Annotated in this window: 19 protein-coding genes and 2 pseudogenes; 18 read left to right on the forward strand and 3 right to left on the reverse strand. The window is 73.3% G+C overall.

Annotated features, from left to right (window positions below):
• Window positions 1–4 precede the first annotated feature (4 nt).
• Both bioD and ACFXPL_RS04245 read left to right on the forward strand, forming a co-directional pair.
• Window positions 5–763, forward strand: a complete 759-nt coding sequence (gene bioD / locus ACFXPL_RS04240; RefSeq protein ID WP_384912187.1) for a dethiobiotin synthase — start codon at window positions 5–7, stop codon at window positions 761–763.
• A gap of 91 nt (window positions 764–854) precedes the next feature.
• Window positions 855–1730 carry a TIGR03621 family F420-dependent LLM class oxidoreductase gene (locus ACFXPL_RS04245; protein WP_384912190.1) on the forward strand — a complete coding sequence of 292 codons (876 nt, stop codon included), beginning with the start codon at window positions 855–857 and terminating at the stop codon, window positions 1728–1730.
• Between the two features lie 69 nt (window positions 1731–1799).
• Here ACFXPL_RS04245 and ACFXPL_RS04250 read toward each other — a convergent pair whose 3' ends face one another.
• Entirely contained in the window at window positions 1800–2831 is a 1032-nt protein-coding gene (locus tag ACFXPL_RS04250; protein WP_384912193.1) for a medium chain dehydrogenase/reductase family protein, read from the reverse strand.
• A 99-nt stretch (window positions 2832–2930) separates the two neighbouring features.
• Here ACFXPL_RS04250 and ACFXPL_RS04255 point away from each other — a divergent pair.
• The 13 genes and pseudogenes from ACFXPL_RS04255 to ACFXPL_RS04315 all read left to right on the forward strand — a co-directional run.
• Window positions 2931–3347 (forward strand): annotated as a pseudogene (locus ACFXPL_RS04255) (GNAT family N-acetyltransferase); the annotation flags it as partial.
• A gap of 176 nt (window positions 3348–3523) precedes the next feature.
• Window positions 3524–4930 (forward strand): hemolysin family protein, encoded by a 1407-nt coding sequence (locus ACFXPL_RS04260; RefSeq protein ID WP_384912196.1) that lies wholly within the window; start codon window positions 3524–3526, stop codon window positions 4928–4930.
• On the forward strand, window positions 4930–5943 hold the full coding sequence (locus ACFXPL_RS04265) for a hemolysin family protein (RefSeq protein WP_384912431.1): 1014 nt from the start codon (window positions 4930–4932) through the stop codon (window positions 5941–5943). Before ACFXPL_RS04260 ends, ACFXPL_RS04265 begins: the two co-directional genes overlap by 1 nt.
• A gap of 81 nt (window positions 5944–6024) precedes the next feature.
• On the forward strand, window positions 6025–6849 hold the full coding sequence (locus ACFXPL_RS04270; protein ID WP_384912199.1) for an SGNH/GDSL hydrolase family protein: 825 nt from the start codon (window positions 6025–6027) through the stop codon (window positions 6847–6849).
• Between the two features lie 154 nt (window positions 6850–7003).
• Entirely contained in the window at window positions 7004–8437 is a 1434-nt protein-coding gene (purB, locus tag ACFXPL_RS04275; RefSeq protein WP_384912202.1) for an adenylosuccinate lyase, read from the forward strand.
• A 20-nt stretch (window positions 8438–8457) separates the two neighbouring features.
• Window positions 8458–9003, forward strand: coding sequence for a G/U mismatch-specific DNA glycosylase (gene mug, locus ACFXPL_RS04280; protein ID WP_384912204.1), 546 nt, complete (start codon window positions 8458–8460; stop codon window positions 9001–9003).
• Window positions 9004–9221: 218 nt separating this feature from the next.
• Window positions 9222–10262 carry a LacI family DNA-binding transcriptional regulator gene (locus ACFXPL_RS04285; RefSeq protein WP_384912207.1) on the forward strand — a complete coding sequence of 347 codons (1041 nt, stop codon included), beginning with the start codon at window positions 9222–9224 and terminating at the stop codon, window positions 10260–10262.
• Window positions 10259–11248 (forward strand): 2-hydroxyacid dehydrogenase, encoded by a 990-nt coding sequence (locus tag ACFXPL_RS04290; protein WP_384912210.1) that lies wholly within the window; start codon window positions 10259–10261, stop codon window positions 11246–11248. Before ACFXPL_RS04285 ends, ACFXPL_RS04290 begins: the two co-directional genes overlap by 4 nt.
• Before the next feature lie 14 nt (window positions 11249–11262).
• Window positions 11263–12468 carry a D-mannonate dehydratase ManD gene (gene manD / locus ACFXPL_RS04295; protein ID WP_384912434.1) on the forward strand — a complete coding sequence of 402 codons (1206 nt, stop codon included), beginning with the start codon at window positions 11263–11265 and terminating at the stop codon, window positions 12466–12468.
• Between the two features lie 6 nt (window positions 12469–12474).
• The gene (locus ACFXPL_RS04300; protein ID WP_384912213.1) at window positions 12475–13998 is read left to right on the forward strand and encodes a mannitol dehydrogenase family protein; all 1524 of its coding nucleotides are present in this window, start codon (window positions 12475–12477) and stop codon (window positions 13996–13998) included.
• A gap of 162 nt (window positions 13999–14160) precedes the next feature.
• Window positions 14161–15195, forward strand: coding sequence for an NAD(P)-dependent alcohol dehydrogenase (locus ACFXPL_RS04305; protein WP_384912216.1), 1035 nt, complete (start codon window positions 14161–14163; stop codon window positions 15193–15195).
• A gap of 190 nt (window positions 15196–15385) precedes the next feature.
• Window positions 15386–16843 (forward strand): MFS transporter, encoded by a 1458-nt coding sequence (locus ACFXPL_RS04310; RefSeq protein WP_384912219.1) that lies wholly within the window; start codon window positions 15386–15388, stop codon window positions 16841–16843.
• A gap of 166 nt (window positions 16844–17009) precedes the next feature.
• Window positions 17010–18167 (forward strand): ROK family transcriptional regulator, encoded by a 1158-nt coding sequence (locus tag ACFXPL_RS04315; RefSeq protein ID WP_384912222.1) that lies wholly within the window; start codon window positions 17010–17012, stop codon window positions 18165–18167.
• Between the two features lie 41 nt (window positions 18168–18208).
• On the opposite strand, the gene ACFXPL_RS04320 is transcribed toward ACFXPL_RS04315, so the two are convergent.
• Both ACFXPL_RS04320 and ACFXPL_RS04325 read right to left on the reverse strand, forming a co-directional pair.
• Complete coding sequence (locus ACFXPL_RS04320) at window positions 18209–18982, reverse strand: GntR family transcriptional regulator (protein ID WP_384912225.1); 774 nt, start codon at window positions 18980–18982, stop codon at window positions 18209–18211.
• Window positions 18983–19276: 294 nt separating this feature from the next.
• On the reverse strand, window positions 19277–20173 hold the full coding sequence (locus ACFXPL_RS04325; RefSeq protein ID WP_384912227.1) for an RNA polymerase sigma-70 factor: 897 nt from the start codon (window positions 20171–20173) through the stop codon (window positions 19277–19279).
• A 203-nt stretch (window positions 20174–20376) separates the two neighbouring features.
• On the opposite strand from ACFXPL_RS04325, the gene ACFXPL_RS04330 reads away from it, so the two are divergent.
• The 3 genes and pseudogenes from ACFXPL_RS04330 to ACFXPL_RS04340 all read left to right on the forward strand — a co-directional run bounded on the left by ACFXPL_RS04330 (window position 20377) and on the right by ACFXPL_RS04340 (window position 25074).
• Window positions 20377–22011 carry an alkaline phosphatase D family protein gene (locus ACFXPL_RS04330; protein ID WP_384912230.1) on the forward strand — a complete coding sequence of 545 codons (1635 nt, stop codon included), beginning with the start codon at window positions 20377–20379 and terminating at the stop codon, window positions 22009–22011.
• Between the two features lie 103 nt (window positions 22012–22114).
• Window positions 22115–22996, forward strand: a pseudogene (locus ACFXPL_RS04335) (SWIM zinc finger family protein); the annotation flags it as partial.
• 644 nt (window positions 22997–23640) lie between these two features.
• A complete protein-coding gene (locus ACFXPL_RS04340; RefSeq protein ID WP_384912437.1) occupies window positions 23641–25074 on the forward strand; it encodes a GNAT family N-acetyltransferase in 1434 nt (477 codons plus the stop codon).
• Window positions 25075–25437 lie beyond the last annotated feature (363 nt).

Consider the following 25437-nt stretch of genomic DNA (forward strand, 5'->3'; position numbering starts at 1 on the left):
GGACATGCCGATCGTGATCGTGACCGGGACGGGGACGGAGATCGGAAAGACCGTCGTGACGGCCGCCGTGGCCGCCGCGGCGCTCGCCCGGGGCCGTACCGTCGCGGTGCTCAAACCCGCGCAGACCGGGATGGTTCCGGGTGAACCGGGGGACGCGGCGGAGGCCGTCCGGCTCGCCGGACCGGTGACCGCGCTCGAACTGGCCCGGTTCCCCGAGCCGCTGGCGCCCGCGACGGCGGCGCTGCGGGCCCGCGCCGAGCCGGTGCGCCCCGACGAGATCGCCGTGGCGGCGGAGAAGCTGGCCGCCGAGCACGACCTGGTCCTCGTCGAGGGCTCGGGCGGGCTGCTCGTCCGCTTCGACGCGGCGGGCGCCACGCTCGCGGACGCCGCCCGGCTGCTCGGGGCACCCGTCCTGGTGGTGGCGGAGGCCGGACTCGGCACGCTCAACGCGACCGCGCTCACGGCGGAGGCGCTGCGTACGAGGTCGCTGACACCGCTGGGGGTGGTGGTCGGAAGCTGGCCGGGCACCCCGGGGCTGGCGGCGCGCTGCAATCTGGCGGACCTGCCGGACGCGGCGGGCGCGCCGCTGATCGGGGCCGTACCGGCGGGCGCGGGGGCGCTGGACCCGGTGGACTTCCGTACGCGGGCGTCCACCTGGCTGGCGCCGGAGCTGGAGGGCGGATGGGACGTGGACGCGTTCACGGCCTCCTTCGCGGCCTCTTTCGTGGACGCGGGGGCGCCGGGGGCTCCGGGGGCGGGCTGACGCCGGCTCACTCCCGGCGGGGGTCGTTCTCGTACTGGATGGGTAGCTATCGGGCGGTCTTCCCTACCGTACGAGTCCAGGAGGAGCGTCCATGACACGGCCCTTCCGCTTCGCTGTGAACATGACGACGGCCACGGACGGCGACGAGTGGCGCAAGCGGTGCCGAAGAGCCGAGGAGCTGGGGTACGACGTGATCCTCGTGCCGGATCACCTCGGCATGGTCGCGCCGTTCCCCGCGCTGGCCGCCGCCGCGGAGGCGACCGAGCGGGCGCGGCTCGGGACCTTCGTCCTGAACGCCGCCTTCTGGAACCCGGCGCTGCTCGCCCGGGAGGTGGCGACGGTGGACGCGCTGTCCGGCGGGCGGCTGGAGCTCGGGCTCGGCACCGGGTACGTACGGGAGGAGCACGAGCGGGCCGGGCTGGAGTTCCTGCCGCCCGGCGAACGGGTCGACCTGCTCTGCCGTACGGTCGCGGAGCTGGACCGGCTGCTGGGCGACGAGACGCACGTACCGCGCCCCGCCCGGTCGCCGATGCCACCGCTGCTGATCGGCGGGAACGGCGACCGGGTGTTACGGCTGGCCGCCGAGCGGGCCGCGATCACCGCCTTCACCGGGGCCCGGCACACTCCGGACGGGCTGCGGGCGCTCACCGCCGACGAACTGGCGGAGCGCGTGGCCGCCTACCGGGGCTTCGAGGCCGGGCGTGCGGCGCCCGCGGAGCTGAACCTGCTGCTCCAGTTCGTCGCCGTGACCTCCGACCGGCGGGCGGCGGTGCGGGACTTGCTGCCGAGGCTGCGGCTCGACGAGGACGAGGCGCTGGAGCTGCCGCTGCTCGCGGTCGGCACCGTACGGCAGGTCGCCGACCAGCTCAGGGCGCAGCGGGAGCGGTACGGGTTCACCTATCTGACGGTCCTGGACCCGTGCATGGAGGCGTTCGGCCCGGTGATCGAGGAGCTGCGGGGCGGCTGACCGCGATCGCTCCACGCGCACGCGCTGCGGGTGACGGGCCGCGGGTGACGGGCCGCGGGCTGCGGCGGGCTACGGGGTCAGTACGACCTTTCCGGCGACGGTGCCGGATTCCGCCAGGCGCAGCGCCTCGGCGGCGCGGGTGAGCGGCAGTTGGGCGGCGATCCGGGCGGTGACGTCGCCGCGCTGGAGGGCGCCGAAGACCTCGGTGAGGTCGGCGCGCAGCCGGGCCCGGAACCGGTCCTTGGCGAGGGCGCGCCCGGCCCAGACGTTGTAGAAGCAGGCCCGGCGGCCGTTGGGCAGCGCGTTCCACAGCCACACCCGGCCGAGCAGCCTGATCACCGGCCACTGCTTGGATCCCTCGTCGTCCCGGGTGGAGGCGGTGCCGTACGAGACGAGCGTGCCGCCGGGCGCGAGGAGGTGCCAGGAGTCGATGACGGAGCGGCCGCCGACGTGGTCGAAGACGGCGTCCACGCCGCCGGGGGCGAGTACGCGGACCCGCGCGGCGACGTCCTCGGTGCGGTGGTCGACGGGGACGATCCCCCGTTCCCGCAGGGCGTCGTGGTGGCGCGCCGAGGCGGTGCCGATCACCTTCACGCCCGCGACGTGCGCGAACTCGGCCAGGACCGAGCCGACGCCGCCGTTGACGCCGTGCACCAGGATCGTCTGCCCCGCGCGGACCCGTGCCTTGCGGTGCAGCATCTGCCAGGCGGTGACGCCGTTGACCACCAGGGTCTCCGCCTCCGCCGCGCCGATCCCGTCGGGGACCGCCACCGTGTCCGCCGCGTCGACGCGGGCGTGGCTGGCCCAGCCGCCGGTCTTGACCATCGCGGCCACCCGGGTGCCGGCCAGGCCGGGCCGGACGCCCTCGCCGGTCGCCAGCACCGTACCGACCAGGTCGTAGCCGGGCACGAAGGGGAACGGCGGCTGGTCGTAGTAGCGGCCGCGGCGCATCTGCTGCTCGGCGAAGGAGACCCCGGTCGCCTCCACGCGGATCACGACCTGTCCCGGGCCCGCGGCGGGGACGGCTCCGTGCCGGATCTGAAGCCCTTCCGGCGCCACCTTGCCCGGCAGTACGACCTCGACGAGTCCTTCGGCGTTCATGACGACCTCCACCACACTTCAGTTGGTTATCCATTATCTCTTCCGTTAGAAGTTATAACGCAGAAGCGGGCGGAGCGCCACCTCTGCTTGGCTCTCCTCATGAACGACCTCCACATACGCGGCGCCGCCCTCCCCGACATCGACACCGTGCTGCGGTTCTGGCGCGAGGCCGCCGAAGGAACGAGCATCAGTGACGATCACGACGGCGTGGCCCGGCTCCTCGCACGGGATCCTGGCGCGCTGCTCCTCGCGGAGCGCGACGGCCTCCTCATCGGGAGCGTGATCGCGGGCTTCGACGGATGGCGGTGCTCCGCCTACCGGCTCGCCGTCCACCCGGACCACCGGCGGCAAGGTGTCGCCACCGCTCTGATGGAGGCCGCGGAACGGCGTTTCAGCGCCCTGGGCGGACGGCGGATCGACGCCTTGGTCCTGGAGGCCAACGAGCGCGCGCACCGGACCTGGGCCACGGCCGGCTACCACCGTGAGGACCACTGGCGACGCTGGGTGAAGCCGCTGGGCAGCGCCGACGGGACAGGGGCGCCGGACGCCGACGGGACAGGGGCGCCGGGCAGGGACCGCACGGCGCCCGCACGGCACCCGCACGCATGACACCCGGACACCCGGGCACCTGAGAACGGCCGACGCCGCGCGGTCCACGGCCCGTGCGGCGATCATGAGACGGAGGTGACCGGATGACCGAAGTGCTTCTGCTCCTGGTGGCGATCGCGCTGGCGCTCGCCTGCGGGGCGTTCGTCGCGGCGGAGTTCTCCCTCACCACCGTGGAGCGCGGCGATCTCGAACGGGCCGCGGAGCGCGGCGAGCGGGGCGCGGCGGGGGCGCTGAAGGCCGTACGGAGCCTGACGTTCCAGCTCTCCGGCGCGCAGCTCGGGATCACCGTGACCAACCTGGTCGTCGGGATGCTCGCCGAACCGTCCATCGGGAAGCTGATCCGGGGGCCGGTCGAGGCCCTGGGCCTCTCCCCCGCCACGGCGTACTCGGTGGCGCTGGTCATCGGGACGGCCCTGTCGACGATCGTGCTGATGGTCGTCGGTGAGCTGGTGCCGAAGAACTGGGCGATCTCCTCGCCGCTGGCGGTCGCGAAGGTGGTGGCCACGCCGCAGCGGTACTTCACGGCCACGTTCCGCCCGTTCATCGCGCACCTCAACAACACGGCGAACCGGATCGTGCGCGGGCTCGGCCTGGAGCCGACCGAGGAACTGGCGTCCGCGCGCAGCCCGCAGGAGCTGGTCGCGCTCGCGCGGCACTCCGCGAAGGCGGGCGCGCTGGAGCCGGACACGGCGGAGCTGTTCGTACGGACGCTGAGCCTGGCCGCGCTGACCGCGGAGAACGTGATGACCCCTCGCGTACAGGTGATGGCCCTGGACGTACGGGCCACGGCCGAGGACGTCGCCAACGCGACCCGGGCCACCGGTCTGTCGCGCTTCCCCGTCTACCGGGGCAGCCTGGACACCGTCGTCGGGGTCGCGCACATCAAGGACGTCCTGACGGTTCCGGCGGAGCGCCGTCCCCGGCTCCCGGTGGCCGAGCTGCTGCGTGAGCCGCTGCTGGTGCCGGAGAGCCTGACGGTGGACACGCTGCTCGACCGGTTGTCGGGCGGCCTCACGATGGCCGTCGTCATCGACGAGTACGGGGGGACGGCCGGGGTGGTGACGCTGGAGGACATCGTCGAGGAGGTCGTGGGCGAGGTACGGGACGAGCACGATCCGCACGAGCGGTCCGATCTGGCGCCGGTGGGCGAGGACGCGGACGGCAGGGCGCTCTGGTCGGCCGACGGGGCCGCGCGCGCCGATCAGCTCAGCTCGGTCGGGCTGCGGATGCCGGAGGGCCCGTACGAAACCCTCGCGGGGCTCGTCGCCACCGAGCTGGGCCGGATCCCCGCGGTGGGCGACCGGGTGGCGCTGGCGGGCTGGGAGCTGGAGGTCGTGGACGCCACGGGCCGGCGCGCGGCACGGGTGCTGCTGCGCGCGCCCCGCACGACGGGCGGCGCGGACCGCGGGACGGGCGGCGGCACGGAGGCCGGGGCCCCTTCGGCCCCGGTGGATCCGACGGGCCCCGCCGGGAAGGAGGACGCCGGATGATCATCGCCGTACAACTCTTCGTCGCGCTGCTGACCCTGGTCGTCAACGCGTTCTTCGTGGCGTCCGAGTTCGCCCTGATCTCCGTACGCCGCAGCCAGATCGAGCCGGCCGCGGAAGCCGGCGACCGGCGGGCGCGCAGTGTGGTCTGGGGGCTGGAGCACGTCTCGGCCCTGCTGGCGGCGGCGCAGCTCGGGATCACGCTCTGCACGCTGGTGCTGGGCATCGTCGCCGAGCCCGCCCTCGCCCACCTCCTGGAGCCGCTCTTCGGCGCGGTCGGGATCCCGGACGGACTCGTGCACCCGCTCTCGTTCGTGATCGCGCTCGGCGTCGCCACGTACCTGCACATGCTGCTGGGCGAGATGGTGCCCAAGAACATCGCCCTGGCCGGGCCCGCGCGGGCCGCGCTGCTGCTGGGGCCGCCGCTGGTCGCGCTGGCCCGTGGGCTGCGCCCGGTGATCTTCACCGTGAACGCCTTCGCCAACGCCCTGCTGAAGCTGCTCAGGGTGGAGACGAGGGACGAGGTGTCCGCCTCGTTCTCCGACGACGAGCTGGCCCGGCTGGTCACGGACTCGGGCCACGCGGGGCTGCTCGACGACCGGGCGACCGAGCGGCTGCACGACGCGCTGGAGCTGGGGCGCCGGCCGGTGCGCGATGTGGTGATGCCGCTGGAACGGGTGGTCTCGGCGCGGCTCGGGGTGACGCCGGAGGGCCTGGAGCGGCTGGGGGCGGAGTCCGGCTTCTCGCGGTTCCCGGTGGTGGACCCGGCGCGCAGGATCCTCGGCTACCTCCATGTGAAGGACGCACTGGACGTGCTGCCACGCGAGGAGCCGTTCCCGGTCTCGGGGATGCGCACGATCGCGCGCGTCCGGGCGACGACGCCGATGGACGACGTGCTGACCGCGATGCGCCGCGGCCGGACGCACCTCGCGGCGGTGCTGGACGAGGACGGGAAGCTCGAAGGGCTGGTGACGATGGAGGACGTGCTGCGGGAGCTGGTGGGCCGGCACGCGTGAGAGGGCCGCGCACCGCACGCGCGAGGGGCGGCGAGGGGCTGTGAGCAGCCGAAGCTACCGCGCGGTACGATCGGCTCCGCCATGGAGACGAATGCCAACTACACCAGTTTTGTCGCGGTCGGTGACTCCTTCACGGAGGGCATGTCCGACCTGCTGCCCGACGGCTCGTACCGCGGCTGGGCGGATCTGCTCGCCGCCCGGCTCGCGGCCCGTACCCCCGGCTTCCGGTACGCGAACCTCGCCGTGCGCGGCAAGCTCATCGGCCAGATCGTCGAGGAGCAGGTGGGCCTCGCGGCGGCGATGAAACCGGACCTGGTGACGCTGGTCGGCGGGCTCAACGACACCCTGCGCCCCAAGGTCGACATGGGCCGGGTGCGCGGGCTGCTCACGGAGGCCGTGGAGCGGCTCGCCCCGGCGTGCGGACGGCTCGTGCTGATGCGCAGCCCGGGTCGGAACGGTCCGGTGATGGAACGCTTCCGGCCGCGCATGGAGGAGCTGTTCACCGTCGTCGACGAGCTGGCGGCGGCGCACGGCGCGCTCGTGGTGGACCTGTACGGGGCGCCGGCCCTCGGCGATCAGCGCATGTGGGACGTGGACCGGCTGCATCTCACGGCGGAGGGTCACCGCCGGGTAGCCGAGGCCGTCCGGCAGACGCTCGGGCTGGCGGCGGACGACGAGGACGACGACTGGCGCACGGAGCTGCCGCCCGGCGCGCCCGAACGGTGGCTCGCCCGCCGGACGGGCGACGCGCGGTTCGCACGGCAGCACCTCGGACCGTGGGTGATGCGCCGGGTGACGGGGCGCTCCTCCGGGGACGGCCGGGCGGCGAAGCGGCCGGAGCTGCTGCCGTACGAGGTGCGGGACCTGACGTCACAGGACCCCACGCGGCAGGACCGGACTCCGTAGGACCGCCCGTCGTGGGACCCGGCTTCGTGGCGGCGCGCGTTCGGAGGAGCCACGGAGCCGTGGCGGCGCGCACCCAGAGAGGTCACACCTTGGAGGAACGTACAAAAACGGGCCCGGCGTCGCACTGCGTCAACCGACAGTAGAATCAGCTCACGTGACTCCCAAGCCTCGTATCCCCAATGTCCTTGCCGGCCGCTACGCCTCGGCGGAGCTGGCCGTGCTGTGGTCCCCCGAGCAGAAGGTGAAGCTGGAGCGTCAGCTCTGGCTGGCCGTGCTGCGGGCGCAGCGGGACCTCGGGATCGAGGTGCCGGACGCCGCCCTCGCCGACTACGAACGCGTTCTGGACCAGGTCGACCTGGCGTCGATCGCGGAGCGCGAGAAGGTCACCCGGCACGATGTGAAGGCGCGGATCGAGGAGTTCAACGCCCTCGCCGGCCATGAGCAGGTGCACAAGGGCATGACCTCGCGGGACCTGACGGAGAACGTCGAGCAGCTCCAGATCCGGCTCTCCCTGGAGCTGACACGCGACCGTACGGTGGCGGTGCTGGCCCGGCTCGGGAAGCTGGCGGGCGAGTACGGCGCGCTGGTCATGGCCGGCCGCTCGCACAATGTCGCCGCGCAGGCCACCACCCTCGGCAAGCGGTTCGCGACTGCGGCCGACGAGCTGCTGGTGGCGTACGGCCGGCTGGAGGACCTGCTGGGGCGCTACCCGCTGCGCGGGATCAAGGGCCCGGTCGGCACGGCGCAGGACATGCTCGACCTGCTGGGCGGGGACACGGCGAAGCTGGCCGAGCTGGAGCAGCGGATCGCGGGCCATCTGGGCTTCGCCGAGGCGTTCACCTCCGTGGGCCAGGTCTATCCGCGCTCGCTCGACTACGACGTGGTGACCGCGCTGGTGCAGCTCGCCGCCGCGCCGTCCTCCGTGGCGAAGACGATCCGGCTGATGGCCGGGCACGAGCTGGTCACCGAGGGCTTCAAGCCGGGGCAGGTCGGCTCCTCGGCGATGCCGCACAAGATGAACACGCGCTCCTGCGAGCGGGTCAACGGGCTGATGGTGATCCTGCGCGGCTACGCGTCGATGACCGGCGAGCTGGCGGGCGACCAGTGGAACGAGGGCGACGTCTCCTGCTCGGTGGTGCGCCGGGTCGCGCTGCCCGACGCGTTCTTCGCGTTCGACGGGCTGCTGGAGACCTTCCTGACCGTCCTGGACGAGTTCGGCGCGTTCCCCGCGGTCGTGGCGCGCGAGCTGGACCGGTACCTGCCCTTCCTGGCGACGACGAAGGTGCTGATGGGCGCGGTACGGGCCGGGGTGGGCCGGGAGGCCGCGCACGAGGTCATCAAGGAGCACGCGGTGGCGTCGGCGCTGGCCATGCGTGAGCAGGGCGCCGAGCGCAACGAACTGCTCGACCGGCTCGCCGCGGACGGGCGCATGCCGCTGGACCGGGCGGAGCTGGACGCGCTGATGGACGACAAGCTGTCCTTCACGGGCGCGGCGGAGGAGCAGATCGCGACCGTGGTGGCCCGGATCGAGGAGATCCTGAAGCGGCACCCCGAGGCCGCGGCCTACACGCCGGGCTCCATCCTCTAGACGAGGCTGATGAGCGCCGGATGACCCCCGAAGAGCTCGAAGCCGCCCGCGACCGCGTCCTGCCCGACGTGGTCGCGGGCGGTTTGCGTGTGCTGTTCCGCGGCATCAATCCGGGCCTGCTGTCGGCGGCGACCGGCCATCACTTCGCCCGCCCCGGCAACCGCTTCTGGCCGGTGCTGCATCTCTCCGGCTTCACCCCGCGCCGGCTGTTGCCCGCCGAGCAGGACGAGTTGCCGACGTACGGTCTCGGCATCACCAATGTCGTGGCGCGGGCGACGGCGCGGGCCGACGAGCTGAGCCCCGAGGAGTTCCGCGCGGGCGGGCGGATCCTGACGGCGAAGGTGGAGCGGCTGCGGCCCGCGTGGCTGGCGGTGGTCGGGATCACCGCGTACCGGACGGCCTTCGACGAGAAGCGGGCCCGGATCGGGCCGCAGGAGCGGACGATCGGCGGGACGCGGATCTGGGCGCTGCCCAACCCGAGCGGCCTGAACGCGCACTGGACGGCGGCGACGATGGCCGAGGAGTTCGGCCGGCTGCGCGAGGCGGCGAACGCGCCCCTCGGGTGAACGCCCTCGGAGGCTCCGGGCGCCCGGGGAGGGCCGGGGCCAGGGGGCCGGGGGCCGGGGGCCGGGTAGGCCCAGGGGCTCCGGGGAGGCGGGACGACAACCGCGTGCGACCCGCCTTGCCAATTTTGTGGCAAGCGTTGACAAGGTTGCGCAACGGTGGCGACCATGCAGCATGTCGTTCACCCACCCTTCTCCGTCGAACCGGTAACGGAGTCCTCATGGCCCCCACCCTCACCGACGTCGCCAAACGCGCCAACGTCGCCCTCTCCACCGCGTCCCGCGCGTTCAGCGACCCGGACCGGCTCGGACCACAGACCTTGCGCAAGGTTCTCTCCGTTGCGCAAGAACTGGGATACGAACCGAACGGGTCCCGGGCCGCCGAGCCCACCGCCGACAGGGAGAGCGCCACGGTGGCCGTGGTCGTCCCGGACATCGCCAACCCCGTGTTCGGCGCCTTCGTGAAGGCCGCCCAGGGTGAGGGGTGGCACCGCAGGCAGACCGTCGTCCTCGCCGACACCGATCTCAACCCGGACCGGGAACGCGAGGTCATCGCCCATCTGCGGGACCAGGCCGACGGGCTCGTCGTGGTGTCGTCACGGCTGGACGCCGACGAGATCCTCGGCATCTGCGGCCGTACGCCGGCCGTGCTGGTCAACCGGGAGACGAGCGGCGCGGACTGCGTGCTCACCGACGCGGCGCACGGGCTGCGCCAGGCCGTCGACTACCTGGCCGCGCTCGGCCACCGGCGGGTCGCGTACGTCCAGGGCATGCAGCGCTCCTGGTCGAACGCGCAGCGCGTCGAGCTGATCCGCGCCGAGGCCGAACGGGCCGGTCTTGAGCTGGAGTTGCTGGGGTGGCAGTCCGAGACGGTGGCGGGCGGGACCGCGGCGGCGGCCAGTGTGATGGCCTCCGGCGCCTCCGCGGTGATCACCCACAACGACCTGGTCGCGCTCGGTGTGATCGCCGGTGCCCGCGCGCTGGGGATCGGTGTGCCGGAGGACCTCACTGTCATCGGGGTCGACGACATCCCGTTCGCGGAAGTGTCACAGCCCTCCCTCACCAGCATCGCCGTCCCCATGGCGAAGGCGGGCTCCCTCGCCATGGACCTGCTCGGACAGGTCCTCGCCGGTGACCGCCACACACCGCGCACACTGCGGCTGCCGACCCAGCTCATCGTCCGCGGATCGAGCGGTCCGGCCCTCACCCACGCCCCCCGGCTCCCCACCACGGCGGGTCGAGCCACGAAGGACGCGTCATGACACTCACCGTGGTCGTCGCCGACTCCAACCTCCTTCCCCTGCGCGCCGAGTTCGAGGCCGCGCTCCCGGCGGGTACGGCCGTGCGCTGGCCCGACGTGCGGGACACCCCGGCCGTCGAGACCGCCCTGGCGGACGCCGATGTCCTGGTCTCCGGCCAGTGCACCGCCGCCATGGCCGCCGCGGCCCCCCGGCTGCGTCTGGTGCACGCCGCGGGCGCCGGTACGGAGAAGATCGAGACCGGTGCGCTGGCGGCGGGCACCCTGGTCGCCAACACGTTCCACCACGAGAACTCGATGGCGGAGTACGCCGTCTCGGCCGCGGTCCTGCTGCGCCGGGGCTTCCTGCGCCAGCACGCCGCGCTGCGGCGCGGGGAGTGGGACTCCCCCGTGTACGACGCCCGCGCACCCTGGGTGGACAGCCTCGGCACGGCGACGGTCGGGTTCGTGGGATTCGGTCATATCGGCGCCCGGAGCTGGGAGTTGTTCCGGGCGTTCGGCGCGCGGGGCGTCGCGGTCACCCGGCGCGGCGATGTCGACGCGGCGGCGCACCGGCTGGAGTGGTCGGGGACGGTGGACGACCTCGGCACCCTCCTGGAGACGTCGGACGTCGTGGTGGTCTCCGCGCCGCTGAGCGCGGCGACGACGGGGCTGATCGGCGCGGACGCGTTCGCCCGGATGCGATCCTCGGCCGTCCTGGTCAACGTCGGACGCGGCCCCGTGGTGGACGAGGACGCGCTCTTCCGCGCACTGAGCGAGCGGACGATCGGCGGCGCCGCGCTCGACGTCTGGTACCGCTACCCGTCCGAGGGCCATCGCGGCGCACCCGGCAACCACCCCTTCGAAAAGCTGGACAACGTACTGATGACCCCGCACTCCTCGGGCCTCACCCGCGAGACCTTCGCGCGCAGGGCCGCCGACATCGCCGCCAACATCGGCCGGCTGGCCTCCGGCGAAGAGCCGCACAACGTCGTGGCGGTGGCCCGGTGACCAGGACCGACACCATCGCCGCCGTGGACGTGCTCGTCACCAGCCCCGGCCGTAACTTCGTCACCCTCAAGATCACCACGGCGGAGGGGCTCGTGGGCTGGGGCGACGCGACCCTCAACGGCCGCGAGCTGGCCGTCGCCTCGTATCTGCGCGACCATGTCGCCCCGCTCCTCGCCGGCCGGGATCCCGCGCGGATCGAGGACACCTGGCAGTACCTGTACCGGGGCGTCTACTGGCGGCGTGGTCCGGTGACGATGACCTCCATCGGCGCGGTGGACCTCGCGCTGTGGGACATCAAGGGCAAGGCCACCGGGCAGCCCGTCTACCAGCTCCTCGGCGGGGCGGTCCGCGACCGCGTCCTCACCTACACGCACGCGTCCGGCTGGGACGTGCCCGAACTGCTGGACGCGATCGACGCGCAGCGCGAGCGGGGTTTCCTCGCCGTACGGGCGCAGAGCGGCGTACCGGGGCACGACATGGTGTACGGGGTGACCCGGGGCGGCCCCGGCTACGAGCCGGCCGGACGGGGCGCGGCACCCGCGGAGGAGGTCTGGGACACGGAGTCCTACCTGCGGCACGCGCCCGGTGTCCTCGCGGCGGCCCGCGCCCACGTGGGCCCGGAGCTGAAGCTGCTGCACGACGTGCACCACCGGCTGACGCCCGGCCAGGCGGCCCGGCTGGGGCGGTCGTTGGAGGACACGGACCTGTTCTGGCTGGAGGACGTCACCCCGGCGGAGAACCAGGAGGTGCTGCGGCACGTCCGGCGGCACACCACGGTGCCGCTGGCCATCGGCGAGGTGTTCAACACCGTCTGGGAGTGCCAGTCGCTGATCACCGAGCAGCTCATCGACTACGTACGGACGTGTGTCACGCACGCCGGCGGCATCAGCCATCTCCGGCGGATCGCCGCGCTCGCCGAGATCTGGCAGATCAAGCTGGGCCCGCACGGCCCCTCCGACGTGTCGCCGGTGGCGCTCGGCGCCTCGCTCCACGTCGGCCTCTCCACACCGAACTTCGCCATCCAGGAGTACATGGGGTACGAACCGCTCGTCCACGAGGTGTTCCGGCACGCGTGGAGCTACGAGGACGGGCATCTGCACCCCGGTGAGCAGCCCGGTCTCGGGATCGAGGTCGACGAGGAGCTGGCCGCCCGATTCCCTTACGAGCCCGCCTACTTGCCGGTGGCGCGCCGCCGCGACGGCTCCATGACGGACTGGTGACCGGTGATGACCACAGCTCTTCCCCGGCTCGGCGCCGGGACCGTCGCGGCGAAGCCGCCGGCCGAGACCGGCCTCGTCCACCTCGGGCTCGGCAACTTCCACCGCGCCCACCAGGCCGTGCACACCGCCGCCGCGCTGGCGCACACCGACGGGCCGTGGGGCATCCTCGGGGTGGCCAGCCGGTCGGCCGGGGTGGCCCGGGCCCTGCGGGAGCAGGACATGCGGTACGCGGTCGTGGAGATCTCCCCGGAACACACCGAGGTGACCGTCCCGTCGGTGCACACCGGGGCGCTGGTGGCAGCCGCGCAGCCGGAGGAGGTGCTCGACGCGCTGGCCGCGCCCGGCACCGCCGTCATCACGATGACGGTCACGGAGCACGGCTACACGTTCTCGCCCCGTACCCATGGACTCGACTTCGACGCCCCGGCCGTACAGGCGGACCTGCGCGGCGACGGGCCGCCGCGCACCACCGTCGGGCAGATCGTCCGCGGGCTGCAGCGCAGGCAGCGCACGCACGCCACCCCGGTGACGGTGCTGAGCTGCGACAACCTGGTGGGCAACGGCGCGCAGACGAGGCGTCTGGTGCACGAGTTCACCCAGGCGCTGCCCGCCGGCGAACGGGACGCCCTGACGCCGTGGCTGGAGAGCGCGGTGACGTTCCCCAACTCCATGGTCGACCGGATCGTCCCCGCGACGACCGAGGTCTACCGGGAGGCGGTCGCCGCCCGGCTAGGGGTGCGGGACGCGGTGCCGGTCCCGGCGGAACCGTTCTCCATGTGGGTGATGGAGGACCGGTTCGCCGCCGGGCGGCCCCGCTGGGAGCACGGCGGGGCGCTGTTCACGGCGGACGTCGAACCGTACGAACTGCTCAAGCTCCGCCTGCTCAACGGCACGCACTCGCTCATCGCGTATCTGGGCGCGCTGGACGGACGGGCGACCGTTCCGGACTCGATCGGCCGGCCGTTCATCGCGGAGGCCGCGCGGGGCGTCCTGCACGGCGACTATCTGCCGAGCCTCACCGTGCCCGCCGGCATCGACCTGGACGCGTACGTGGGGCAGCTCTTCGAGCGCTGGGCCAATACGGCGCTGGGCCACCGCACCCAGCAGGTCGGCTCCGACGGCTCGGTGAAGCTGCGCCAGCGGGTGCCGGAACCGGCGCTGCTGCATCTGCGGGCCGGGCGCATGCCGCACCGCCTGGCACTGACGGTGGCCGCGTACCTGTGCTGCGTGGCCCCGCCCGCGGGGTTCTCGCCCGGTCCGCACGCCGCCGCGATGGCGGATCCGGCGCGCGGGACGCTGGCCGCGATCGCGGAGCGCGCGGCCACCGCGCCCGCCGCCTCCGGGGCGTCGCGCGCCGCCTTCGTCGAAGCCGTCCTGGACAGCGGGCTGCTCGGCGACGGTCTGACGGAGTACCCGGCCTTCGGCGGCCGGGTCGCCGAACTCATCGACGTCATTGTCCGGTTCGGGCCGGGCGCGGCGGCCGCCGAGGCGGCGCGCGCCGCGGAGTGCGAGCCGCGACCCACGGGCTGAGCCCCACCGGCCGGGCCCGCTCCCCGGCCCGCGGGCGGCTCCGTCCCCGGCCCCCGCGCCCGGCCTCCCGTTCCCTGTCGGCGGACCACCGCCCCTTTCCTCTCTCCTCCCCTCCCTTCCTCCTCCCCTCCCCCGGTCCCCGCTCACAAGGACGTGAGAAAAGTGTTCGCTCCCGATTCGACCCGCGCCGCCGTCCTGTACGGCCCGGGTGACCTGCGTGTCGAGGACCGCCCGCTGCGGCACCTCGGCCCCGACGATGTCCTCGTCACGGTCGACGCCGTCGGTGTGTGCGGCTCGGACATGCATTACTTCGCCAGTGGCCGCAACGGCCGGAACGAGCTGCGCCGACCGACGGTGCTCGGCCACGAGGCGTCCGGCGTCATCAGCGCCAAGGGCTCCGCCGTCGCCCTGGACGTGGGCACCCGCGTGGCGGTGGAGCCGGCGGTGGGGTGCGGAACGTGCGCGACCTGCCGCTCCGGGCGCTACAACCTCTGCCCGGCGGGCACCTGTTTCGGCTCGCCGCCCACCGACGGGACCTTCGCCCAGTACATCGTCGCCACCGCGCGCGCCGTCCATCCACTGCCCGACGTCATCCCGCTGGAGGTCGGCTCGCTGATCGAGCCGCTGGCCGTCGCGGTGTGGGCCGTGCGGCGCGCCGGCGTCGAGTTCGGCGACCGCGTGCTGGTCACCGGCGCGGGGCCGATCGGCATCCTCGTCGCCCAGGTGGCGCGCGCCGCCGGGGCGGGCGAGGTGGTCGTCACCGATGTCAACGGCGCGCGGCTCGCACAGGCGCTCAAGCTGGGCGCGAGCTCCGTCGTCAACACGGCGGAACACGAACTCGAACTGACCGGCGTGGACCGGCTGCTGGAGTGCTCGGCCCACCCGGCCGCGCTCCGGCAGGGGCTCGCGACCCTGCGTCCGGCGGGCCGGGCGATCGTCGTCGGGCAGGCCCCGCCCAGCATGGACGGACTGCCGCTGGCGCACCTCCAGCGCTGGGAGATCGAGCTGTCCACCGCGTTCCGTTACGCCCACGCCTTCCCCACCGCGATCGCGCTGGTGGCGGGGGGACGGGTCGATCTGGCGGGCGTCCTGACCGGACGGTTCCCGCTGGACCTGGCGGCCGACGCCCTGCGGGCCCCGGGCGACGACCCGTCCCACCTCAAGGTCGTCGTACGCCCCGGCGACACCACCGCCTGACGGGCTCCGCCCCTGCGGCGACGCCCGCACCAGGCGCCCCCGAAAAGCACTCCCGTAGCCCCGTAGCCCCTGGCACACCACAGACCCCGCACACACGACCAGCCACACCCCGCCGTACCCCTTTTGACCCGCTTTGCTCCGCCCGTTCCGCTCCACCGCGGAGTTCGATCCGTTCAAGGAGGCATGGATCATGGACAACACGACACCTGCCGCGGCACCCCCGTCCCCGGAAGCCACGACCCCGTCAGGGGAACCGACGCCGGACCGCGCCACGGTACGCCGCGCGGCCTGGGCCGGCCTGATCGGCACCGCGCTCGAACAGTACGACTTCGTCATCTACGGGACCGCCTCGGCGCTGATCTTCAGCGAGCTGTTCTTCCCCAACGTCTCGGCGTCCGTGGGCATCCTCGCCAGCTTCAGCACGTACGCGGTCGGCTTCGCCGCCCGTCCACTCGGCGGGCTCTTCTTCTCCCGCTACGGAGACCGGCTCGGCCGCAAGTGGGTCCTGGTCGCGACGCTCCTGCTGATGGGCGGCTCCACGCTCGCCATCGGGCTGCTGCCGACGTACGGACAGGTCGGCCTGCTCGCTCCGATCCTGCTGCTGATCTGCCGCATGGGCCAGGGCTTCGGCGCCGGCGCCGAGCAGTCGGGAGCCGCCGCGCTGCTCACCGAGACAGCCGCCAAGGGGCGCAGGGGCAGACTCTCCTCCCTGGTCATGACGGGCGCGGCGCTGGGGACGGCGCTCGGGGCCGTGGCCTGGATCCTCGCCCAGCGTCTCTCGGACGAGGCCCTGATGTCCTGGGGCTGGCGGCTGGTCTTCGGATCCAGTCTGGTGGTGACCGTGGCCGCCATGATCATCCGGCGGAAACTCCACGAGAGCCCCGTCTTCAAGGACCTCAAGGAACAGCAGGCACAGAGCGAGGCGTCACGGGAGAAGCCCGCCTCTCCGGTCCGGGAGGTCCTCACGCGGGGCCGCAGGCCGATGCTCCTGGTGCTCTTCATGAACTTCGGGATCAGCACCCAGTCCTACACCTACCAGGTCTTCATGGCCTCGTACCTGGTGACGACGGTCGGCGTCGAGAAGGACTTCGTCCCCGAAGTGCTGCTGGTGGGCGCCATCTGCGGCGGTATCGCGGCGATCTGCTTCGGCACCCTCTCGGACCGCTTCGGGCGCCGGCCGGTGTACACGCTGATACTGAGCGCTCTCGTCCTGCTCCCCGCGCCCACGTTCGTCGCGCTGAACTCGGGGTCCAAGGTCGCGATCACCGTGGCGATCGTCATCGGCTTCATCCTGGCCTGCCAGGGCGCGGTCGGCGTCCAGATGAGCTTCTTCCCCGAGCTGTTCGGGAACCGCTACCGGTACGCCGGGGTCACCCTGGGCCGGGAGTTCTCCTCCGTGATCGGCGGCGGGGTCGCCCCGCTGATCTGCACCGCGCTGGTCACCGCCTTCTCAGGCTCCTGGATCCCGGTCGCCGTCTACATGACACTGGTCACGACCGTCAGTCTCATAGCGACCCGGATGGCGCCGGAGACCCGTGACCGTGATCTGACGCTCCCGTACGACAGCACGGACCCGGGGCATGCGCGCGCCCAGCAGGAGCGGGCGCCGGCCAGGCCGGCCGAGCCGCTGGAGAAGGTCGGCGACTGAGCGCGGGGGCGGACGGCCGGGATCCGCCCCGGCTCCGCGGGCAGTGCGGTGTGCTCCGTGCCGCACTGCCCGTCGCCGCGTCCGGGCGGCCCGGTGCGCGCCACTCGCCGCGCTGTCGGGCACCGAGTACGATCCGCCTCACACGCGCACGAGCTGGAGGACTACCGTGGGGCGGCTGACCGGCGGAGACCCGTCCCTGCTGCGGAGGATCAACTCCGCGGTGGTACTGCACACCCTGCGCGACGCGGGCTCGCTCACCCTCACGGACATCACCCGGATCACGAGCCTGTCCCGGCCCACGGTCGAGGGCGTCGTGGAGGGGCTGATCGAGACCGGACTGGTCGCCGGGTCCGCCCCGGAGGAGGGCGAGACCCGTAAGCAGGGCCGCCCGGCGCGGCGGTTCCGGTTCCGGGCCGAGGCCGGGCATCTGCTGGGCATCGAGATCGGGGCGCACCGGGTGGCGGCGATGGTCGCCGGGCTGGATGGCGGGATCATCGGCGCCGGGTCCCGGGAGGTGGCGGAGAAGGCGGACGCGGACGAACGCCTCGCGCACGTCCTGGTCGTCGCCGACGAGGTGCTGGGGCGGGCCGGGGTGGCGCACAGCTCGCTGCGGGCGGTCGGTGTGGGCAGCCCGGGGATCGTGGAGGCCGACGGGACCGTACGGCTCGGTACGGCGCTGCCCCAGTGGACCGGGCTGGCGCTCGGTGAGCGGCTGCGGCGTTCGTTCAGTTGCCCGGTCCTGGTGGAGAACGACGCCAACGCGGCGGCGGTCGCCGAGCAGTGGAAGGGCGCGGCCACCGACTCCGACGACATCGTCTTCGTACTGGCCGGGCTCAGCCCGGGGGCGGGCGCGTTGATCGGGGGGCGGCTGCACCGTGGTTTCGGCGGGGCGGCGGGCGAGATCGGCGCGCTGCACCTGCTGGGGCGCGGGGCCACTCCGGAGCGGCTGCTGTCGACGACGGACGAGCCGCTCCACCCGCTGGACGAGCAGGCGGTGGCCCAGGTCTTCGCCGAGGCCAGGCGCGGGGACGCACGCGCCCAGGAGGCCGTCGAGCGGTTCATCCTGCGGCTGGTGCACGATGTCGCCGCGCTGGTGCTCGCGCTCGACCCGGAGCTGGTGGTGATCGGCGGCTGGGCGGCGGGGCTCGACGGCGTACTGGACCCGCTCCGTGACGAGTTGGCGCGCTACTGTCTGCGCCCGCCGCGTGTGGCCCTCTCCCTGCTCGGCGAGGCGGCGGTGGCGACGGGCGCGCTGCGGCTGGCCATCGACCGTGTCGAGGAAGAGCTCTTCGCGGTGGAGGGCCCGGTGACGGCCCGCCGCTGAGCCGTGGCCGGCCGGGCGGCGAGGCCGTGGGCCGGCCCGCGTCAGGACGCCTTGCGCTCCTGGCTCTCCCGGGGCTCGTCGCTGATCTCCAGATCGCCGGTGGCCCCGAAGGTGAGCCGGCAGGTGTCCGCGCGGTACGTGGCCACGGAGACGGCGGCGATCCGGCCCGCCACCACGTAGCGCGTCGTGACCACGAGGACGGGCGCGCCGGGGAGCCGGTCCAGTTCCCTGGCGTCGTCGGCGCGCGCCGAGCCCAGCTCCACCGCGCGTTCCTGGGTGTCGAGGCCGAGGTGCTGGAGTTCCCGCAGGACGGCGCGGGCGCGCGCGGGCCCCGAGGGCGCTTCGATGGCCGACAGGTCGGGCACCGACGACGCCGGTACGTGGATCAGTTCGGCGGCGACGGACTGGCCGTGCGTGACGCGGATCCTGCGGACGGTGTGGACCTGTTCGCCGTCGTCGGCCTCCAGGAGCCGGGCCGCCGCGGCGGGCGCGGTGGCCGTACCGCAGTCGAGGGGCTGCCAGGCGTCCTCGTCGGCGCCCGGCCAGGCATGCCGGGGTGTGGAGACGTCCACGCCGACGCGGGGCGGGGCGACGGTCGTACCGACGCCCCGGCGGCGCTGGAGGCGGCCTTCCAGCTCCAGTTGTTCGAGCGCCTGCCGGAGGGTGGCGCGGGCGACACCGAAACGGGCGGCGAGTTCACGCTCGTTGGGCAGCACCTCGCCGACCACGAAATCGGAGTCGAGCGCTTCGGCGAGCACCGTCCTGAGATGCCAGTACTTGGGCTCCGGCACCGTTTCGAGCCGCGTGGTCCCCACCCTGATCCTCCGCAATCGCCGGCCGGCCGGCGGATTTCCGTTCCCTTGTTTATTAAAGATTCCTCACTAAATAACGACGATAGGACGGCCCCACCCCTTGGTCAAGACCAATAGGCCCGCAGGTCACGGAAGGAAACGGATCTTTTACCCGGCGTGGACGGGTGGCCGGACCCGTACGGAAGGACCGTGGCCCGGTACGGAGCAACGGGTGGCTTGCGCGGAGGGCGGAGGAACGGGTGGCCGCGCACGCACGCGCGGAACGTGGCCGCGCACGCACGCGCGGAACACCGCGGCCTACAGGGTCCGCCCTTCCGCGGAGACTCCGCCGAGCTTGTCGGGGTTGCGGATGATGTGGACGCGCTGCACCCGCCCGTCCACGACCTCCAGCTGAAGGACGTTGTCGGGCTTTCCGTCCATCTTGAACAGGACCGCGGGGGCGCCGTTGACCTCGATGAGGCTGATGTCGTACAGCCAGGCGTCGCCCGCGGTCGCGAGCAGGAAGCGGCCGACCTTGTCGGCGCCCTCGATGACGCGCCGGGGCGCCTTGGCCTTGCCCCCGCTGTCGCCGACCAGCCGGACGTCGGGGGCGAGCAGGGCGAGCAGTTCCTTGAGGTCACCGCCGCCGGCCGCCGCGAGGAACCGCTCGGTGAGAGCGCGGCGTTCGACCGGGTCGACGTCGTAGCGGGGCCTGCGTTCCTCGACATGGCGGCGGGCCCGGCCCGCGAGCTGGCGCACGGCGGACTCGCTGCGCTCCAGCGTGGTGGCGATCTCGGCGAACGGGAAGCCGAACGCCTCCCGCAGGACGAACACCGCGCGCTCCAGCGGCGAGAGCGATTCGAGGACGACCAGGACCGCGAGGGAGACGGAGTCGGCGAGCAGGGCGCGTTCTGCCGTGTCGGGCACGGTGGGGCCGAAGGTGGTGACGACGGGTTCGGGCAGCCAGGGGCCCACGTACGCCTCGCGCCGCGTCCCGGTCTGGCGCAGCCGGTCGATGGCGAGGCGGGTGGTGATCCGTACGAGATAGGCGCGCGGCTCGACGACATCCGCGCGGTCGGCGGCGCTCCAGCGCAGCCACGCCTCCTGGACGACGTCCTCGGCGTCGGCGTACCGGCCGAGCATGCGGTACGCGACCCCCGTCAGTACCGGTCGGTGTGCTTCGAACGCCTCGGTGCTCAGGGTGTCGGCTGCCACACGCCCCATCCCACCGGACAGGACGCCCTGTTGTCCAGGCGGCCCGCGCACGGCATGGTGCGGGGGTGACGTCGCGAGGGTGCGAGGTGACGTCGCGGTTGTTCACCCGGGGTTCGCGCGGTGGCCGTCGCCGGGCGCTAGGCATGGCAGGACACTCCGGTCACCACTCGACCAGGGTCACCTCTCGCGCAGGAGACGCATCGATGCCGTACGGCCACCAGAACACCCCCGCTCCCCTCTCCTCCCCCGACTCCGCCCCTGGCCCCGCGCGCCACCCCGGCCGGCGCGGTGTGCTGCGGGGCTCGCTCGCCGCCTCGGCCGCGCTGGCGCTGCCCGGCGCCGCCGCACTGGGCGGCGCGGCGCCCGCGCAGGCCCTGTCGGGCCGGCCGCGCGCGGGCTGGGGCGTACAGGCGGGCGACATCACGGCCTCCTCCGGGCTCGTGTGGGTACGGTCGGACCGGCCCGCCCGGATGATCGTGGAGACCTCCGCCACCGAATCGTTCCGCCGCGCACACCTCGTCCGCGGTCCGCTGCTGGGCGCCGGCACGGACTTCACCGGTACGGTCCCGCTGCGCGGTCTCCCCTCGGGCGAGCGGGTCCACTACCGGGTGACGCTCGCCGACCCCGACGACCCGCGCCGTACCGGCGAGCCGGTGTACGGAACGTTCCGCACGGCACCCGCGAAACGCCGCCAGGACGTGCGCTTCGTCTGGTCGGGCGACATCGCCGGGCAGGGCTGGGGCATCAACCCGGACCTCGGCGGTTTCACCGTCTACGAGGAGATGCGGCGGCTCGCCCCGGACTTCTTCCTGTCCAGCGGCGACAACATCTACGCGGACGGCGTGATCGAGCCGAGCGTGACGCTGCCCGACGGCCGTGTCTGGCGCAACGTCACCACCGAGGAGAAGGCGAAGGTCGCGGAGACCCTGGCCGAGTACCGGGGCAACTTCCGCTACAACCTGCTGGACCGCAATGTCCGGCGCTTCAACGCCGAGGTCCCGTCCATCACGCAGTGGGACGACCACGAGGTGCGCAACAACTGGTACCCGGGTCAGATCCTGGACGACGACCGCTACACCGAGAAGAACGTGGACGTGCTGTCCGCCCGCGCGTCCCAGGCGTTCCGCGAGTACTTCCCCATCTCGACGCTGCACGCGCGCGGTACGGACCGCCGGGTGCACCGGGTGGTGAACCACGGTCCGCTGCTCGATGTGTTCGTCCTCGACATGCGGACGTACCGCAACGCCAACTCGCCCGGCCGGCAGTCCGACGACACCACCGGGATCCTCGGCGCGGAACAGCTCCAGTGGCTGAAGCGCGAGCTGTCGCGCTCGCGCGCGGTGTGGAAGGTCATCGCCGCGGACATGCCGATCGGTCTGGTCGTGCCGGACGGTACGGCGGACATCGAGGCGATCGCGCAGGGCGACCCGGGCGCGCCGCTCGGCCGTGAGCTGCAGATCGCCGACCTGCTGCGGTACATCAAGCAGCGGCGGATCACGGGCACGCTGTGGCTGACGGCGGACGTGCACCACACCTCGGCGCAGCACTATCTGCCGGAGCGGGCCGCGTTCAAGGACTTCGAGCCCTTCTGGGAGTTCGTCACGGGCCCCATCGCGGCGGGGCAGTTCCCGGCGAGCAAGCTGGACGGGACCTTCGGACCCGACCGGGTCTTCGTCAAGGCGCCGACGGGGTCGAACCTCTCGCCGATGGAGACCCCTCCGCTCTTCGGCGAGGTGGACATCGACGGCGCGAGCGGGGAGTTGACGGTCCGGCTGCGGGAGCAGGGCGGCACGGTGCTGTTCACGAAGGTGCTCCAGCCGGGCAAGGTCGGCCAGTGAGCGGGCCGGTGAACCGGTCGGCGAGCAGACGGTAAAACAGCCCGGGGAGCGGTGACTTCGCGGCTCAGGGCGATTGTCAGTGGTCGCGTCCACGGTTTTTCCCATGACGCGATCCACACAGGCGCTGGCCTATTCCCGTCCGTCCGCCCTGGAGCACTCCCGGGGCGGACGGCTGCTCGGTCTGGAGACGTCGGGCGGCCTCACGCCCGTCGGCGCCGAGGCGCGTCCGCGCTTCTTCTCCGGGTTCCTCTCCTCGCCGCGGGCCGCGGCGCGCGGCCTGCTGGCCGTCGCGGACGTGGCGGGCGCCCGGTACTACCAGCGGGTGCCGGGCCGCTCGCTGGACCCGGTGGTGACGGGGAACGGCGACCGGCTGCGCTTCGAGTCGTTCTCCGGATGCTGCGGGGTGTACGCGCGGCTCGATGTGCTGGAGGACGGGCTCGGCGGGGCGGGTACGGGCCACGGCACGACCAATGTGGATGTGAACAACCCGCTGCGCGAGGCGCTGTCCCGGATGACCGGCGACGATCCGCTGCACCTGCGGGTGGGGCCGGACGAGCTGGCGGTCACGACGGTCGGCGGGTCGGTGGTGGAGAAGAAGGTGCCGCTGCCGGACCGGTGGCTGCGGGGGTTCGCCGAGGCGCAGGTGGTCTCCGCGGGATCCGATCTGCGGGCGGAGCTGGCCGGGGCCGAGGCGGTGCGCTTCCTGCGCTCGCTGCCCCGGGGCGGGGGCAACGCCTCGCGTGGGGCGACGTGGGTGGTGCCAGCGGGGCGGACGCTGCGGCCGACGACGCGGCCGGTGCCGGGCGCCGTCTGTCTGCCGGGTCCCGAGCGGCTCGCCTCGTTGGAGCGGGTGCTGCGGGACGCGACGGCGCTGCGGGTGTACGGGCCGCCGGTGGCGGACGGCGCGGCGGTGTCGAGCGCCTGGGAGGCGGTGCTGCCGGGGATGCGGCTGACGCTCACGCTGTCGCCGGAGGCGGCGCGCGGGACGATCAGCGGGGCGGAACGTGGTGGCTGCCCCTGCTCGCCGAGAGCGCGGGTCCGGCGGGCCGGTGCCTGCACCGGGGGCTGGCGTACGGGCTGGGCGCCCGCCACCCGCAGGACCGGCTGCCGGCCGTGGACGCGCTGCTGGTGCTGGCCGCCCGTGGGGAGCTGGCCGGTCCGGTGCTGGGCGAGGAGCTGGCCGCACTGGTGATCTCGGGGGACGTCAAGATCAACCGGCTGGCCGACGCGGTCCGTACCGCCGCCGCGACCGGTGCGTACGGAACGGTCGCTTCCGTACTGCTGCCGGCGTTGCCCGCCCTGCTGGCCCCGGTGCCGACGGCGCCGGGCAGCGCCGCGCGCTCGGCAAGCACGCACCCCGGGCTCGGGGCGATACTGTCCGTGGCCGCCGACTGCGTGGAGCGCTGCGGGTGGGCGGAGGAGATACCGGGGTTGCCGGAACTCGCCGGACGCGGGGGCTCCTCGCAGGTGATCACACAAGCGCGGCGCCTTCTGGCCGCGATACGCCAAGGAAGCGATCACGTCACGCCACAAATGGCCGAAGATGGCCCAAAAGGAACAGATCCAGCCTTAACCCATCAGTCACAAACCGTTCGTGATCACGCAACACCGTTCCGTCAGAGTGAGGTCATGACCAATGTGACTTCCGCGAAGAGTGCCCGCCGCCCCCACCACTGGCGGCGGGATCTCGTCGAACTGGCCGCCCTGTTCACCGCCGTGGCGGTCGCCGACGCGCTGGCGAACCTGATCGCGCACGGACCCGACGGCGCGTTCCTGCTGGTCGCCTCGGCCGTGGCCCTGATCGCCACGGCCACGTTCCACACCTGGTGGGCACGGAGGCACGGGCACGCGCCACCGGCGTCCGGTGACAACGGACCTCCCGTCTCCGCCCCGGCCACCGCTCCGGACGGGCGGGAAGAGGCGGCACCGGAGGAGACAGCCCTCTGGCGGATGCGGACGACCGTACGGGACGAGCCGGGAAGCCTGGCCGCGCTGTGCGTCACCTTCGCCACACACCGGGTGGACATCCTCACCCTCCAGACGCACCCCCTGGCCGACGGCACGGTCGACGAGTTCCTGCTGCGCGCCCCGGCGTCGCTCCAGGCGAAGGACCTCACCCGTGAGGTCTCCGCCGCCGGCGGCAGCTCCACCTGGATCGAGCGGGCCGACGCGCACGACCTGGTGGACACCCCCACCCGGGTGCTGGGCCTGGCCACCCGCACGGCACTGGACGCCGCCGAACTGCCGCTGGCGCTCCGTCAGTTGCTGGGCCGCTGCACCATCCACTCCCGGCCGGCCGGCTCCGCCGGGGGCCGGGCGGCCGACGGGGACGGCCCGGAGGGCGACTGCGAGGGCGAGGGCATCGACGGCCGTGACGGTACGGAGATGCGGCTGCGCGATCCGCACGGCGGCAGCATCACCATAGAGCGCCCGTACCTCTCCTTCACGCCCACCGAGTTCGCCCGCGCCCGCGCGCTGGTGGAGCTGGACACCCGGCTCGGCCCGCGCATCCCCCGCAGCCAGGATGTGCTCACCCTCCCCCAGGGGGAGGAGATCACCGTCCGCCGCGCCGACGCCGACGACCTCGACGCCGCGCTCGCCATGCACGGCCGCTGCACGCCCCGCACCCTGGACCTGCGCTACCACGGACCGGTGGGCGACGCCGACCGCTATCTGACCCATCTGCTCAGCCCGCGCTTCGGACGGACCCTCGCCGTCCAGACGGCCTCGGGGCGGCTCGTCGCCCTCGGCCATCTCCTCTGGGACGGAGACGAGACCGAGGTCGCACTGATCGTCGAGGACGACTGGCAGCGGCGCGGCATCGGCTCCGAACTGCTGCGCCGGCTCGTCGCGCTCGCCGTCGAGGCCCGCTCGGGCAGCGTGTACGCGGTCACCCAGGCGTCCAACACAGGTATGGTCGCGGCCATGCGCGACCTCGGGCTGCCGCTGGACTACCAGATCGACGAGGGCACGCTCGTGATCACGGCCCGGCTGGAGCCGACCGCCCTGGGCGCGCTCCCTCCGTACGAGGATTCGGGACTGTTCGACCCGTCCACTCCGTGACCGGTCCGCTCGTGACGCGCCGGCCCTGCCGCCGTCCGGTACGGCGCGAGCGTACAGATCCGGCCAAAGTCCTTCCCGGGCCCCGGGCGGTGCCGCCCACCCGTTCCGGGCCCGGGTCGGACCGTATCGGGGGGAATCGACCGGCCTTTTCGCCGAACACACCGTTCCGCGGCCCGGGATCCGGGCACGGAACGGCGGCGGACAAGGCCGGATTCCGGCGTCCGCCTCCGCCTGCCCGCACCGTTCCGTGGCGTGGAACGCCGGTGTCGCCGGGCCGCCCACACCGCCCGCGCCCTCGATCAGCCAATCCGGCCGTGCCCCGCACGGGGTGAAGTGACGCGGCGGTCCGTGTTGGAGAGGATG

Source organism: Streptomyces sp. NPDC059092, from assembly GCF_042756365.1.
Taxonomy (GTDB): Bacteria; Actinomycetota; Actinomycetes; order Streptomycetales; family Streptomycetaceae; genus Streptomyces.

Coding starts and splice junctions, on each gene's coding strand:
- bioD (WP_384912187.1), top strand. CDS start 5: ATGCCGATCGTGATCGTGACCGGGACGGGGACGGAGATCGGAAAGACC.
- ACFXPL_RS04245 (WP_384912190.1), top strand. CDS start 855: ATGACACGGCCCTTCCGCTTCGCTGTGAACATGACGACGGCCACGGAC.
- ACFXPL_RS04250 (WP_384912193.1), bottom strand. CDS start 2,831: ATGAACGCCGAAGGACTCGTCGAGGTCGTACTGCCGGGCAAGGTGGCG.
- ACFXPL_RS04260 (WP_384912196.1), top strand. CDS start 3,524: ATGACCGAAGTGCTTCTGCTCCTGGTGGCGATCGCGCTGGCGCTCGCC.
- ACFXPL_RS04270 (WP_384912199.1), top strand. CDS start 6,025: ATGGAGACGAATGCCAACTACACCAGTTTTGTCGCGGTCGGTGACTCC.
- mug (WP_384912204.1), top strand. CDS start 8,458: ATGACCCCCGAAGAGCTCGAAGCCGCCCGCGACCGCGTCCTGCCCGAC.
- ACFXPL_RS04285 (WP_384912207.1), top strand. CDS start 9,222: ATGGCCCCCACCCTCACCGACGTCGCCAAACGCGCCAACGTCGCCCTC.
- ACFXPL_RS04290 (WP_384912210.1), top strand. CDS start 10,259: ATGACACTCACCGTGGTCGTCGCCGACTCCAACCTCCTTCCCCTGCGC.
- ACFXPL_RS04300 (WP_384912213.1), top strand. CDS start 12,475: ATGACCACAGCTCTTCCCCGGCTCGGCGCCGGGACCGTCGCGGCGAAG.
- ACFXPL_RS04310 (WP_384912219.1), top strand. CDS start 15,386: ATGGACAACACGACACCTGCCGCGGCACCCCCGTCCCCGGAAGCCACG.
- ACFXPL_RS04330 (WP_384912230.1), top strand. CDS start 20,377: ATGCCGTACGGCCACCAGAACACCCCCGCTCCCCTCTCCTCCCCCGAC.
- ACFXPL_RS04340 (WP_384912437.1), top strand. CDS start 23,641: ATGACCAATGTGACTTCCGCGAAGAGTGCCCGCCGCCCCCACCACTGG.